Annotated in this window: 13 protein-coding genes; 6 read left to right on the forward strand and 7 right to left on the reverse strand. The window is 58.3% G+C overall.

The genetic code is table 11. The features are described from left to right. The first annotated feature begins 78 nt into the window (after positions 1-78). Entirely contained in the window at positions 79-231 is a 153-nt protein-coding gene (mciZ, locus tag G485_RS30120; RefSeq protein WP_169732344.1) for a Z-ring formation inhibitor MciZ, read from the forward strand. Between the two features lie 20 nt (positions 232-251). Here the strand turns inward: mciZ and G485_RS0118425 are convergent, their stop codons facing one another. Then, on the reverse strand, positions 252-1,016 hold the full coding sequence (locus tag G485_RS0118425; RefSeq protein ID WP_027093723.1) for an anti-sigma factor domain-containing protein: 765 nt from the start codon (positions 1,014-1,016) through the stop codon (positions 252-254). Continuing rightward, on the reverse strand, positions 1,009-1,614 hold the full coding sequence (locus tag G485_RS0118430; RefSeq protein ID WP_051318397.1) for an RNA polymerase sigma factor: 606 nt from the start codon (positions 1,612-1,614) through the stop codon (positions 1,009-1,011). Before G485_RS0118430 ends, G485_RS0118425 begins: the two co-directional genes overlap by 8 nt. A 211-nt stretch (positions 1,615-1,825) precedes the next feature. On the opposite strand from G485_RS0118430, the gene G485_RS0118435 reads away from it, so the two are divergent. The 3 genes from G485_RS0118435 to G485_RS0118445 are packed head-to-tail and all read left to right on the forward strand — an operon-like array spanning position 1,826 to position 4,985. Beyond that, positions 1,826-2,980: a COG1470 family protein gene (locus tag G485_RS0118435; protein WP_027093725.1), complete on the forward strand. Its 1,155-nt coding sequence runs from the start codon at positions 1,826-1,828 to the stop codon at positions 2,978-2,980. Between the two features lie 3 nt (positions 2,981-2,983). After that, on the forward strand, positions 2,984-3,982 hold the full coding sequence (locus G485_RS0118440; RefSeq protein WP_027093726.1) for an ABC transporter ATP-binding protein: 999 nt from the start codon (positions 2,984-2,986) through the stop codon (positions 3,980-3,982). Next, positions 3,966-4,985 carry an ABC transporter permease gene (locus G485_RS0118445; protein WP_338027761.1) on the forward strand — a complete coding sequence of 340 codons (1,020 nt, stop codon included), beginning with the start codon at positions 3,966-3,968 and terminating at the stop codon, positions 4,983-4,985. The genes G485_RS0118440 and G485_RS0118445 overlap by 17 nt, the downstream gene beginning before the upstream one ends. Before the next feature lie 426 nt (positions 4,986-5,411). Here the strand turns inward: G485_RS0118445 and G485_RS0118450 are convergent, their stop codons facing one another. The 5 genes from G485_RS0118450 to G485_RS0118470 all read right to left on the reverse strand — a co-directional run bounded on the left by G485_RS0118450 (position 5,412) and on the right by G485_RS0118470 (position 11,360). Further along, positions 5,412-7,076, reverse strand: coding sequence for a glycoside hydrolase family 13 protein (locus tag G485_RS0118450; RefSeq protein WP_027093728.1), 1,665 nt, complete (start codon positions 7,074-7,076; stop codon positions 5,412-5,414). A gap of 53 nt (positions 7,077-7,129) precedes the next feature. Further along, entirely contained in the window at positions 7,130-7,966 is an 837-nt protein-coding gene (locus G485_RS0118455) for a carbohydrate ABC transporter permease (RefSeq protein ID WP_027093729.1), read from the reverse strand. Further along, on the reverse strand, positions 7,966-8,847 hold the full coding sequence (locus G485_RS0118460) for a carbohydrate ABC transporter permease (RefSeq protein ID WP_027093730.1): 882 nt from the start codon (positions 8,845-8,847) through the stop codon (positions 7,966-7,968). Before G485_RS0118460 ends, G485_RS0118455 begins: the two co-directional genes overlap by 1 nt. Positions 8,848-8,942: 95 nt before the next feature. Next, entirely contained in the window at positions 8,943-10,238 is a 1,296-nt protein-coding gene (locus G485_RS0118465; protein ID WP_027093731.1) for a sugar ABC transporter substrate-binding protein, read from the reverse strand. A 153-nt stretch (positions 10,239-10,391) separates the two neighbouring features. Further along, on the reverse strand, positions 10,392-11,360 hold the full coding sequence (locus G485_RS0118470; RefSeq protein ID WP_027093732.1) for a LacI family DNA-binding transcriptional regulator: 969 nt from the start codon (positions 11,358-11,360) through the stop codon (positions 10,392-10,394). 223 nt (positions 11,361-11,583) lie between these two features. Between G485_RS0118470 and G485_RS0118475 the strand changes: the two genes are divergently transcribed. After that, positions 11,584-12,117 (forward strand): PadR family transcriptional regulator, encoded by a 534-nt coding sequence (locus G485_RS0118475; RefSeq protein ID WP_027093733.1) that lies wholly within the window; start codon positions 11,584-11,586, stop codon positions 12,115-12,117. Between the two features lie 29 nt (positions 12,118-12,146). After that, positions 12,147-13,679: a DHA2 family efflux MFS transporter permease subunit gene (locus G485_RS0118480; protein ID WP_027093734.1), complete on the forward strand. Its 1,533-nt coding sequence runs from the start codon at positions 12,147-12,149 to the stop codon at positions 13,677-13,679. Positions 13,680-13,746 lie beyond the last annotated feature (67 nt).

Here is a 13,746-nt window from a genome sequence, read left to right on the forward strand (position 1 = left end):
AGGTAAACCATAAAGGCTTGTCCGGACGTTTGCAAGAAGAACGGCCGAGCGAAGGCCCGCGAACAGGAGGAAATGTCAATGCTCAAACGGTATGCTTCGGACCATCGGCTGCAATGGGTCGGCAAAGCGTGGGAAATCCGCTATGCGCTTCGTCAGGCGAAACGGCAAAAAGGCGGGGACGCGAAGCTGATCGATCTGCTTCCCCCCGCCATGGCGGCCAAGCAAAAATAAGGAAGTCGCGCCGGTTCTTCCTATCTCCTGAGCAGCAGCGCCGCCGTCTGCGGCGACGTCGGCCGAACGCTTCCGCCTTTCGGCTCGATCGTAAGCGCCAGCGAATCCCACAGCTCGGGCCGGACGCCGCTCGCGTACAAATGCGCCCGGTTCTGGTGGAACTGCAGAAGCCCGAGGTTGGCCTCCCGGGTTCCGGAGGTCGCCCATGCCTGCACGTCCAGATCGTCCGAGGGGAGCATCCCTTCCAGCAGCAGAAACAGCTCGTGCGTCCGCACGTTGATCCAGACCGTCTCCTTGATTGCGTTCGCCGCCCCGGCGGGGAGCGGCTCGATGCCGTCCGACATCGAGTAAACGACCGTATCCGGGCGGCTCATGATCTCGGCCCCTTCCGGCTCGTGCAGAAGGGCGTATTTTTCCGGCTCCAGCTTCGTCCGGTTCCGATCTTCGTTAACGAACAACAAGCAGGCGAAGACGGCGATCGCCAGCCCGGCACCCGCCGTCGCCCAGGCGGCGCGGCGCAGCCGGAACGCGGAGAGCGCCCGAACGGCTCTGCGCACGAAGCCCCGCATGCGCATTTCCGCGCGCAGCCGCCGTCTGGAACGCTCCGGCAGCTCCCGCGCCGCTTCGCCGCTTCCCAGCAGCTCCGACCATTGCCGGAAGCTGGCGGCGCAGTCGGGGCAGCCGTCGCGATGCCGGACCAGCGCTTCCGCCTCGGCCGGCTGCAGCCGCCCCAAGTGCCAGTCGATCCACCATTCTTCCGGTACCCGGCATTTTCGCTCATCCATGACTGTCCCCTCCTTCCGGCTCCGCCCAGCCCATTTTGGAGAGCGCCCTGCGCAAATGGTTCAAGCCGTAACGCACCCGCGACTTGACGGTGCCGAGCGGCACCTGCCAATCCTCGGCCAGCTCGCGCTGGCTGCGGGAGGAGAAATACGCCTCCGCGAGCATCTGCCGCTGCATGCCGGGCAGCTGCTGAAGCGCCCTTCTCACGGCTTCGCTTTGCATGCGGGCAAGCACCGCGGCTTCCGGCTGCGACAGCGCCTGGCGGCCGAACCCGTCGTCCGGCTCCGTCCGCTCCTGCAGCACGACTTTTTTCCGTTTGCGCAGCCGGTCCAGGCAGCGGCTCCGCAGTTGAACGGCCAGCCACGCCTCGACCGTTCCCCGCGAGCCGTCGTAGCGCTCCGGATGCCGGATGACCGCCAGCAGCACGTCGTGGCAGGCGTCCTCCGCTTCCATGCGGTCCCCGAGCAGCTGGCAAGCGATCGGCAGCAGCCACGGAACGACCCGCTCGTACAGCCGGTCGAACGATTCCGCCGACCCTTCCCCGATCTCCTTCAGCCACCTTGCCAAGTCATCGTTGTCGCTTTTAGCCATCGCGTTCATGACGTTCCCCCGCCCGTTCACGACCTCTTTTACCCTATACATATCAGAAACCTTGGACGCTGGGAATGCGTCGCAAATTTTTTTTATGTTCCATTAAGGTTCTTTTAAGCAATTTTTTATCTAAAAAAAGCGCCTTCCGGTAAATCCGTTCGTCCTTCTCCTCCGTAATCCGTATGAAATCCAACAACAGCCTTGGGAGGGGTCTGTCATCATGTTCAAGCCGTTCAAAAAAAGCTTTGCCGCACTAGCCGTGCTGCTGTGCGCAAGTCTGCTCGCGATTTCGTCGCAGGCGTTCGCAGCAAGCGGCGTCAAGCTGTATACGCCGTATACGAGCCTGTCGGCGGCGCCCGGAGAGTCGATCTCTTACGACATCGATCTGATCAACGACACCGGGGACATTCAGACGGCCGATTTGAGCTACAGCGGATTGAGCTCGGATTGGAAAACGGAGCTGACCGCCGGCGGGCATCCGATCCGCCAGGTGTCGGTGAAGCCGAACGATTCGCAGACAGTCAACCTGAACGTGCAAGTGCCGTTCGAAGTAAGCAAAGGCGATTACGTGCTGCGGGTGAACGCGGGCACCTTCGGCTCGCTCGCTTTGAAGATCAACGTCTCGGAGCAAGGCACCTACAAAACGGAGTTCAAGGCGGAACAGCCGAACATGGAAGGCCATAGCGATTCGACCTTCACTTATAACCTGACGCTCAGCAACCGCACCGCCAGCAAGCAGCAATATTCGCTGACGGCCGAAGCGCCGAGCGGATGGGATGCGCGGTTTTCGGTGGGAGGCAACAACGTGACGGCCGTGGACATCGATCCGAACGGATCGCAGTCGATCACGCTTACGCTCACGCCGTCCGACAAAGCTGCCGCGCAAACGTACCAAATTCCGGTTCACGCTTCCAATAGCAGCACGTCCGCGGATTTGTCGCTGGAAGCCGTCATCACCGGCACGTACGGCCTTACCCTGACGACGTCCGACCAACGGCTGAGCTCCAACGTGACGGCGGGCGGCAAGCGGAATCTTGAAATGGTCGTACAAAACACCGGCACCGCCGAACTGACGAACGTCAACCTGACGGCCACCGCGCCGACGGACTGGGAAGTGACGTTCGAGCCGAAAACGATCGCTTCCATCAAACCCGGCCAATCGGTTCCGGTCACTGCGACGATCAAGGCGTCCGACAAGGCGCTGTCCGGCGACTACGTCGTCGGCATGACGGCGCAAGCTACCGAGAAGTCGGCCGACGCGACGATCCGCATGACCGTCAAAACGTCGGTGCTGTGGGGCTGGATCGGCGTTCTCATCATCATTGCCGTACTGGCCGGCGTTTACGGGCTGTTCCGCAAATACGGGAGGCGGTAACCGATGGAACAAGCGGTTATCGAACTGAAGCGGTTGACCAAAAAATACGGCGAATTCACCGCCGTTGCAGGGCTCGATCTCTCGATCCAGCCCGGTGAAATTTTCGGCCTGCTCGGCCCGAACGGCGCGGGCAAAACGACGACGATTCTCATGATGCTCGGCCTGACCGAGCCCACCTCCGGAACGGCGACGGTATGCGGGATCGACGCAACGCGCAACCCGATGCTCGTCAAGCGGCGCGTCGGTTATATGCCGGACGACATCGGCTTCTACGAAGACCGTTCCGGGCTGGACAATTTGATTTACACCGCCCGCCTCAACGGCATTCCCGCCAAGGAAGCCCGCGAACGGGCCGAGGAGCTGCTGGAGAAGGTCGGCCTCTCTTCCGCCGCCGGCAAGCGGACCGGCGCCTATTCCCGGGGGATGCGCCAACGGCTCGGCCTTGCCGATGTGCTCATCAAGCGGCCCGAAGTGATCATCCTCGACGAGCCGACGCTCGGCATCGACCCGGAAGGGGTTCGCGAGCTGCTGGCGCTCATTCGCGACCTGAGCCGCAACGAGGGACTGACTGTGCTTCTCTCGTCTCACCACCTGCATCAGGTGCAGCAAATTTGCGACCGCGTCGGCCTGTTCGTCGGGGGCAAACTGATCGCCTGCGGCGATCTGGATACGCTCTCCCGCGAGCTGGACGGCGGTCCGTCGCATGCGGTCGAGCTCGACGTCTCGGGCTGGAACGACCGGCTGGCGGAACGTCTGACGGCCGTCGAGCACGTCGTTTCCGTCGAGACGGTCGACTCCGACGCCTTGAGGGGCGCCGCCCCCGGAACGCCCGGCATCGTCACCGTCCGCGTGACCGGCACCGCCGACGTGACGCCGCTTCTCGCGGCGCTCGTCGTCGAACACGGCGCCTCGCTCGTCGGCTTGCGCCCGATGCGGTACGGCCTGGACGAAATTTACCATCGCTACTTCGAAGGAGGGGAATCCAGTGGCCGCGTTCATTGAGAAGCTTCGGACGGCGGGCAAGGAGAGGGACGGCGCCGTCCGCACGGCCTCGCCCTTCTGGGTGATGGTCCAGAAGGAATTCGGCGACCATATCCGCAGCTGGCGGTTCATTATTTTGCTCGCCATCGTGACGCTCGCTTGCGTAGGCTCTATTTACGCGGCGGTCACGGCGCTGAAGAACGGACAATCGGACGCCTCGTCGTCGGATGCGACTTCCTTTCTGTTTCTGAAGATGTTTACGGAATCCGACGGTTCGCTGCCGAACTTCCTGACGTTCCTGTCGTTCCTCGCGCCGCTTATCGGCATCGCCATCGGCTTCGACGGCGTCAACTCCGAACGGAACAAAGGCACGCTGAGCCGCGTCATGTCGCAGCCGGTCTACCGGGACGACTTCCTGAACGCCAAATTCGTCGCCGGGCTGCTGCTGATCGCGGTCGTCATCTTCTCGCTCGGTTTCCTCGTCATGGGGATGGGGCTGTTCACGATCGGCTATCCTCCGACGCCTGAAGAATTTTGGCGAGTGATCGTCATGCTGTTCATCACGACCGTCTATGTCGGCCTTTGGCTCAACCTGTCGCTGCTGTTCTCCGTGCGTTTCCGGCAGGCGGCCACCTCGGCCTTGAGCGGCATCGCCGTCTGGATTTTCTTTCTCGTGTTCTACAGCATGATCGTCAATCTCATCGGCAACGTAACGGCGCCTAGCGATCCGAACAATGCGGACGCCATTCTTCGCCAGCAGGACTGGCTCATGCTGCTGTCGCGCCTGTCGCCCGCCTATTTGTTCCAGGAAGCCGCTTCGACGCTGCTGCTTCCGGATACGAGGACGCTGAATCCGTTCATCACGCAGGATCAGGCGTATTTGGCGATTAACGCGCCGCTCTCGTTCGGTCAAAGCCTGCTGCTCGTCTGGCCGCAAGTCGTCGCCATCGTCGCGGAAACGGCACTCTCCTTCGCCGCTTCTTACGTGGCCTTCATGCGGCAGGAGATTCGTTCCCGCTCCTAAGCCCGCCTTGACACACCAGAACAAAAACATGCAAAAGAAGCCGTTGTCTCCCTTACGGAGAGCAGCGGCTTCTTTGCGCTCCAGCGAGGCAAGCTCCTTTTCACCCAGCCTCTGATTCAACTTCGCTTCCAGCGACGTTTCGATCGTCCGGGATCTGCTTCAACAATGCTTCTCCCGTCCCGTCGCGTTGTTGGTTTATTGGTGGTCGATTGCTCAAAGCCGTTGTTACGAGCTCACGATTATTAAACTCCAACTGAGCAGCGGGGATAAGCCTCAAAATGTGAAAAAAGGGGGATAGGGCGGTAATTGCGGACGTTGAGGAACTTGGGGCAGTCATAGAGGCAAGGGATACAGGAGCATTATTTCGGGCAAAGTCAATCGAAGCGCTCCCCCTTGCCGGACAGGCAAGCAGAAGCGCCTTGTTGGTTAGCGTCTGGCGTCGTCAAGCAGCTCGTAGATGCGCGCTTCGTGCGGGCGAAGCGTTGCGGTGCGTTCGCTTTCGTCTCCGCGGGGCGGATAGTTGGCCAGAAGCAAGCGTAACGTCAAGCTGCGGACGCGCTCCGGCCACTCGAACGGGACGGGCTCGTCCGAATGGTTCAGCAGGATCAGCCAGCGAACCCCGTCCAGCGAGCGTGTGTACACGTACAGCCGCTCGTCGTCCATCCATTCCGGCCATTCCTCGAAGTCGCCGTACGCCATGACGTCATGCTCTTTGCGCAAGCGGATCAACTCTTGATAGTAGCGGTAGACGGAATCCGGAGACGACCGGTCCTTCGCCGCGTTGATCTCCAAGTAATTCGGATTGACGCGGATCCAGGGCGTGCCCGTAGTGAACCCGGCATTCGGCGAATCGTCCCACTGCATCGGCGTTCGGGAATTGTCGCGGCTTAACGCTTGCAGCTCCCGGAACACCTCCATAGGATCGCGGCCTTTGCCGACCTCTTCGGCATAGCGGTTGATCATCGCGATGTCGTTGTAGTCTTCGATCGAATCGAACCGCACGCCGGTCATGCCGATTTCCTCCCCCTGATAAATATAGGGGACGCCCGGCAGCGTATGCAGCATCGTCGCCAGCAGCTTGGCGGACTGCACGCGGTAGGGGCCGTCGTTGCCGTAACGGGTTACCTGCCGCGTATGGTCGTGATTGTTCAGAAACTGGGAGTTGGTGCCTTTGCCCCACAGCCCGGCGTACCACCGTCTCTGAATTTGCTTGAAACGGATCATGTCCCAGCCCGGCATTTCGTCGCAAATTTCGAAGTGGAACAGCATATCCAGCTCCCGGCGGTCTTCGCCGACAAACTTTAAGCCTTCCTCCGGCGTGACGAACGCCGCTTCGCCGACGGTGACGACGTCGTAGCGGGAGAGCACCCGCTCGTTCATCTCGCGCAAATAATCGTGCAAGCCGGGATTGTTCGTCAAGTAGCGAATATCCTCCGGCCGATCCGCGTCGGGGAAATCATCCGGCTTGGCGAGCAGCGCGATCGCGTCGAGACGGAAGCCGTCGACGCCTTTGTCCAGCCAGAACGTCATCATCCGGTAGATCGCTTCGCGCACTTCGGGATTGCGCCAGTTCAGGTCCGGCTGCTCGGGCGCGAAGGAGTGGAAATAATATTGCCCCGTCGCCTCGTCCCATTCCCATGCCGAAGGCGAGAAGTAGGAGCGCCAATTGTTCGGCTCCTTCCCGTCCTTCGCATCCTTCCATATATACCAATCCCGCTTCGGGTTGTCGCGCGAGGAACGCGATTCGATAAACCATGGATGCCGGTCGGACGTATGGTTGACGACCAGATCCATCATCAGCTTCATGCCGCGCCGGTGAACCTCGGTCAGCAGCCGCTCCCACGTCTCCATCGTGCCGGCCTTCCGCATGATGGCTTCATAGTCCGATATATCGTAACCGTTGTCCAGATCGGGAGATTCGTAGACGGGGTTCAGCCAGACGATGTCGACGCCCAATTCCCGAATGTAATCGAGCTTGCGGATGACGCCCTCCAAATCGCCGTACCCGTCCCCGTCCGAGTCGCAAAAGCTTCTCCAATATACTTGATAGACGACGGATTTTTTCCACCATTTTTTGTTTGGAGCCGCCAATCGTTGTTCCCTCCGTTAGTTCGTCCCGGCAGCTGTTCCGCCCGGCGATCCGTTTATTTGACCGCGCCGGCGGCGATGCCTTTAATGATGTATTTTTGCGCGAAAATGTAGAAGATGACGACCGGAATGATCGTAAGCGTAAGCCCGGCCATGGCGAGATTCCATTGGATCGTGAACTCGCCGAAGAAATAAAACGTCGACAGCGGAATCGTCCGCAGCCCTTTGTCCGACAGCGTAAGCGAAGGCAGCAAGTAGTCGTTCCACATGGCAATGACGTCAAGAATCGCGACGGTAATCGTAATCGTCTTGAGCATCGGAAACACGATGCGCCAGAACACGCCGAATTTGCTGCAGCCGTCCAGCGTAGCGGCTTCCTCCAGGGCGACCGGCACGGACTTGATAAATCCGTGATACAGGAACACCGCCATGCTGGCGTGGAAGCCCACGTTCATATAGATAAGGCCCTCGCGCGTATTGAGCATCGGGATGTGCAAATTCGTGCGGATCCAGTCCATCACCTGCATAAGCGGCATCATCAGCGTTTGGAACGGAATGAGCATCGTCGAGACGAAAACGAGGAAGATGATGCGGCTCAGCTTGTCGTCCGTGCGCACGAGCATCCAGGCCGTCATCGAAGCCAACACGACCACGATGACGACGGAAACGATCGTCACGTACAGAGAGTTGCCGAACGCCGTGAAGAAGCTCATTTTCTCCATCGCCTTGTCGTAATACTGAAAGCTGAAGGAGGACGGCAACGCCAGCGCGTTGCGGTACAGCTCCGCCCGGTTTTTGAAGGAGTTGACGAGCATCAGGTAGATGGGCGACAGAAAGGCCAGCGCCAGCAAGACAAGCAGCCCATTGCCCGCCGTTCGGCTCATGGTCTTCATTAGAACTGAACCTCCCTCTTCTTCGTGATGACGACCTGCGTCAAGGTGACGGCGGCCACGATGACGAAGAACACGATCGCCTTGGCCTGGCCGAGCCCGTAATGGCCGTAACCGAAAATTTCATTATAGATGTTCATGGCGAACATCTCCGTCGCGTTGTTCGGACCGCCCTTGGTCAACGACAGGTTGACGTCGAAAATTTTGAAGGCGCCCGACAGCGTCAAAAACAGACAGATCGTAAAGGAAGGCATCAGCAGCGGGAACACGATCCTCGTCAGCCGGTGCCACAGATTGGCGCCGTCCACTTTGGCGGCTTCGTTCAGTTCGTCCGGAATGCCCTGAATGCCGGCGATATAAATAATCATCGTGTACCCGGCCATCTGCCAGGTGAAGACGACGACCATCGCGTACAACGCAAACTGCGGATCGATCAGCCAGTTAAAGAAGATCGATTGAAGCCCCGTCTTCTCTCCGACGTACTTGAACACATCGGTAAAAATAAACTGCCAAATGTACCCCAGAATGAGGCCGCCGATCAGGTTCGGCAGGAAGAACATCGTTCGGGCCGCATTGCGGACGCGAAGCTTCGTTGTCACGATCAGGGAGAAGATCAGCCCGAATAAGTTGACGAGCACTAGAGCCAGCACTGTAAATTCGATCGTATGCCAGGCCGATGCCAGGAAGCGTTCGTCCTTCAGCAGCTCGGCGTAATTGTCGAAGCCGACGAACACCTTCGGGTTGGCGGGAATGCCGTCCCATTCGACGAAGGAGTAGCCGATCCCGATCAGGAAAGGCACAATGACCACCGTCGTGAAAATCAGCACCAGCGGCAGCGTGAACAGCGCGTACCATGCTTTCTCTTTTCGTTTTCGAGTCGACACATCGGTTCACCGCTTTCCGGAAGATAAAACGAAAACCTAACGCCATGGGAAGGGTTAGGCTTTCGTTTTTTAAATCGGCCGCCGAATCCGGCGGATTATTTGGCGCCTTTAGCCCAGGCGGCGTCCAGGTTCTTGAGGAACTGTTCGCCGGTCATATTTTTGTCCAGGAAAAATTGCTGTGCAGCCGGAGCCAGGTCGTTGACGATAATGCCTTGCGGGAAGTAGTTCAGCGCCCACGGAATCGTCTGTCCGCTCTTGGTCGCTTCGTATACCGTTTGGGACAGCGGATCCAGGTTGGTCGCTTCGATATTCGTCATCGCCGGAATGAACTTGAATTCGTTGACGATCGCGTTCTTGCCGGTTTCGCTCGTGAACAGCCAGTTCAGGAACGCCTTCGCCGCCTTGATCTCGTCCGGGTCGGCTTTGGCGTTGACGACCCAGTTGCTGGCGACGCCGACGGCGATTTTGTCGTTGCCGGCCAGCGGCAGCGCCATCATGCCGATGTCGAAGCCCAGATCGCCGTAATCCTTCAGCATGCCGTAGCTCCAGTTGCCTTGATGGACCATGGCGGTTTTGCCGGTTGCGAAGTCGCCCATCTGCGTATCGTACTTCACTTCCATCGGGTTCGGGGTGTTCGCTTTAATCGCTTCCATAAATTTCGCGAACTCCTGGAATTCCTTCGTATCCGCCATTTTGACTTCGCCCTTGTTCAGCTTCTCGATGAAGCCCTGCGGATCGGATTGCAGCGCGAACGGCGTATTGATAATGTGGCCGATCAGGAAGTAGGCTTCCTGGGACAAGCTGAGGCCGTTCTTGCCTTCCGCTTTGAGCTTCTCCAGCGTCTTCGTGAACGAGTCGAGGTCGGTTACGTCCTTCGGGTCGACCAAGCTCTTGTTGTAGACGAGACCGAAGCCTTCGACCCCGTACGGCACGCCGACGACTTTGTCCCCGTCCTTCAGCGCCATATTCGGCGCGATGTCCTTCGTGAACGGTTCGTTGCTAAGGTCGGCGTAGTACGACTTGAACTTCTCCGCCTCTTCGCCGGTCGCGACGCTGAAGATCGTCGGCCCTTCGCCGGAGGCGAGCTTGGCTTGCAGCTGCGTCGCGTAAGCGTCGCCCGCGGAGCCCCAAACCTCCACTTCGTTGCCGGTTTCTTTCTGATAGGTCTTTGCTAGCGCTTCCAACGATTCCGCAATTTCGACCTTCGATTGGAACAACGAGATTTTTTTCAGCTTCTCTGGGGCGGCGGACGAAGAGGCCGCAGGCGAAGCGCCGGATGCGGATGGCGAGCCGGATTCCGCGTTGCCGCCCGAAGAGTTGCCGCATGCCGCCAGAAGTCCGACCATCGTCGTAGCCGTTAGTAAAACCGACAATCTTTTTACCTTTTTCAAACCATTCTCCCCCTCAACCAAGAAGTTTTAAGTAAAAATCTTTTAAAATCATTTCTATCGCCATCATAGATAAAATATAAAGCGCTGTCAATACTATTTTATCAGCGCTTTACGATTATTCTAAGTAAAATTTTTAGTAAAACAAGTCCATATTTATCTAACCGTTTTTCTCCACTTGATGGACGCGCTAATTTTGAACGGCTCCTTGACCGCCGTCCCCTGAATCAGCTCAAGCAGCTTCTTGGCGGCCAGATACCCGGTCTCGTAGCGCGGAATCGAGATCGTCGTCAGCCCCGCGACGGCGGCGGTGTCGGAATCGTCGAACCCGGTCACGGACACGTCCTCCGGCACCCGAAGCCGGTTCTCCTCGAACGCCCGGATGGCGCCGATGGCCATGTTGTCGTTCGCGCATACGACGATCTCCGGCAGGTCGTTGCTGAGCAGCATGAGCTTGGCCGCCTGATAGCCGCTGTTTTCGCGGTAGTTGCCGTGGAAGTAATATTTCTGATCGAACGGGATCCCGTTGCGGGCAAGCGTATCCGCGAAGCCGGCAAAGCGCTCCTTGTTGTCCAACGTGAAGCTGAGGCCGCCGATAAAGCCGAACTTCCGGAAGCCCTTGTCGACAAGCGCCTGCACCATGTCGCACATGACCGGATAGTTGTCGACGACGACGCTGCTTGCGTTCAAACGCTCGTTGTCGAGAATCCGGTCCATCATGACGACGGGCATTTCGGACGAGGCGGCGGACACGACGACTTCGTCGGTCATGCTTCCGTCAAGTATAATCGCCCCGCTCGCGAAGCTGGCGCGCAGGAAATTGCCGCTCGATTTGTTCGTGCAGATGATGAGGTCGTAACCGTTTTCCGTCAGACAGTCGCTTAAGCCCTGAATAATTTTCAAGTAAAAATCGCGGTCGAAGTCGCTGAAGACGAAGACGATCGTCCGGCTGGCGCCGGGCTTCTGCTTTTTGGCCGCCGAGCTTGGGGTGTAGCCGTACTCGGAGCAAATTTTCAAAACCCTCTCCCTCGTCTCCCGGCCGACGTTCTTGCGTCCGTTCAATACGTTGGAGACGGTGGAAATCGACACGTCCGCCAGTTTGGCTATCTCCTTCAACCCGATCATGCTTATTGGCCTCCTGTAAACCTTTTCTTAAATCTTAATATATCAACGGTTTTATTTTTTGTAAATTTTACTTTAGTAAAATAGCCGATATTTTATCTAAAAAAAGCACTCGGCAACCGACCGTTTTTCCACCCTTGAGGAAAATATATATTGACTCGATATATATCGTGTCGATATAATGTGAACCGTGAGCCGCAGATAACAACAAAAGAGGTGTCAATCGTTGAACAGTCAGGACGTCATTTTGGGGCTGCTGCTTGACGGCCCTAAGACCGGCTACGAAATTAAACACTTGTTCGAATCGCCGCTGTCCTTTTTCTTCGACGCCAGCTTCGGCACGATTTACCCGACGCTCGGCAAGCTGGAGAAAGCGGGCTATATCGTCAAAGAGAGCGTCGTGCAGGACAACCGGCCGAACAAAAACGTGTACTCCATCACCGAAGCCGGACGCGAACGGTTCAGGCAGTACCTGGATTCTCCGCCGGAGAAGGAAGCTTACAAATCCGACTTCATGGTCCGGCTGTTCTTCGGCGAGCATCAGGAACGGGACACGGTCGCCGCGTGGATTCGGCAGGCGATCGAACAAACGAAGACTGAGCTTCATCAGTTGCAGGAAGGAAAAGCCGTCTGGAAGCCCGAGATGTCGCCGAGCCAGTTGATTTGCCTGAATTTGGGGCTCGAGCTGAACGAAGTGAAAATCAGAGTGCTGGAGGAAGGTCTTGCGCAGCTGCTGAGCGCGGACCAAGCAAGCGATTAAAGAAAAACTGAAACGGAGTGGAAAAAACGATGGCAACGGGAAAATCCAAAACGGGATTGATCGTCCTTGCGATGGCGCTGGGCCTCTTGATGGCCTCGCTGGACAACACGATCGTATCCGCGTGCATTAACAAAGTGATTGAGGATATCGGCGGCTTCGACAAATTCAACTGGGTGTTCACCGCCTATATGCTGGCTGCGACGAGCACGATGCTCATTTTCGGCAAGCTGTCCGACCTGTTCGGCAGGAAAAAATTTTATTTGATCGGCATCGGGCTGTTCCTCGTCGGATCGGCGCTTTGCGGCATGGCGAGCAACATCGACCAGCTGATTCTGTTCCGCATCATCCAGGGGATCGGGTCGGGCTCCGTTTTCCCCATCTCGTTTTCGATTATCTTCACCTTGTTCAACGACCCGAAGGAGGCCGCCAAGCTGTCTGGAGTCATGGGCGCGGTGTTCGGCCTGTCGTCGGTGGCCGGTCCCCAGCTCGGTACGCTCATCTCCGAAAACCTGACCTGGCGCTGGTGCTTCTACGTCAACTTGCCGATCGGCCTCGCGTCCATCCTTGTGCTCTCCTTCGCCCTGAAGGAATCGCGTTCGGAGCGCAAGCCGAAAATCGACTACGCCGGCGCGCTGCTGCTGATCGTCTCCACCGTCTCGTTCATGCTCGCGCTCGAGCTCGGCGGCAAAGATTACGCCTGGAACTCCTGGCAAATTATCGGGCTGTTCGTCCTCGCCGCACTGGGAACCGTCTCGTTCCTGCGGGTCGAATCCCGGGCGTCCGAACCGATGCTCCCGCTCCCGATTTTCCGCAGCCGCCTCGTACTCGGAACGAGCATACTTTGCTTCTGCCAGGGCGTGATCATGTTCTCGGCCATTACGTATTTGCCGATTTACGCCGTCGCGGTGCTGAACCGCGCCAACTCGAACGGCATCCTGACGCCGATGATGGCTTCGCTCATCTGCGGGGCGATTCTGTCGGGCTTCCTCGGTTCGGTCTTTAAAATCCGAACGCTCCTGTTCGCGAACATGCTGCTTGGCATCGCGGCGGCCGTTCTGCTCATGTCGTTGTCGCCGTCCACGCCATTCTGGGAAGTAATCGGCATCATGATCCTGCTCGGCGTCGGCGTGATCGGGCCGCTTATGAGCCTTGCGCAAAGCGCGATCGCCATGAGCGTCGATGCGAAATACATCGGCATCTCCTCGTCCGTCGTCGGCTTCTGGCGCAACATCGGCGGCATTATGGGCGCTTCGGTCATGGCGGTCATCGTCAATCGGAACCTGAAGGATTCAGCCGCCGCAGCCGGGGCGAAATTCCATATCCCCGACGATCAGGTCGCCGCCATCGCCAATCCGGAGAACGTCATCCGCGCGGCCGACAAGCTGCCTCCCGATTTGCTGGCTTATCTGAAAGACGCCATCGGCACCGCGATCAACCACGGCTTCGTCATATCCCTTTGCGTCATGATCGCCGGCGCGGTCGTCGCCCTCACGGTGGGAGGCGCCAAGCTGCAAGCGAGGCGCAAAGACGCCGAGGCGCCGGCCGCCGGTCAAAGCGCATAAAGAAAATGCCGGCTTAGCGCCGGCATTTAGATACGGAAAGGCGTGCAATATCGAAAATCGATATTGC

Source organism: Cohnella thermotolerans DSM 17683, from assembly GCF_000429825.1.
In the GTDB taxonomy this organism is placed as follows: Bacteria; Bacillota; Bacilli; order Paenibacillales; family Paenibacillaceae; genus Cohnella; species Cohnella thermotolerans.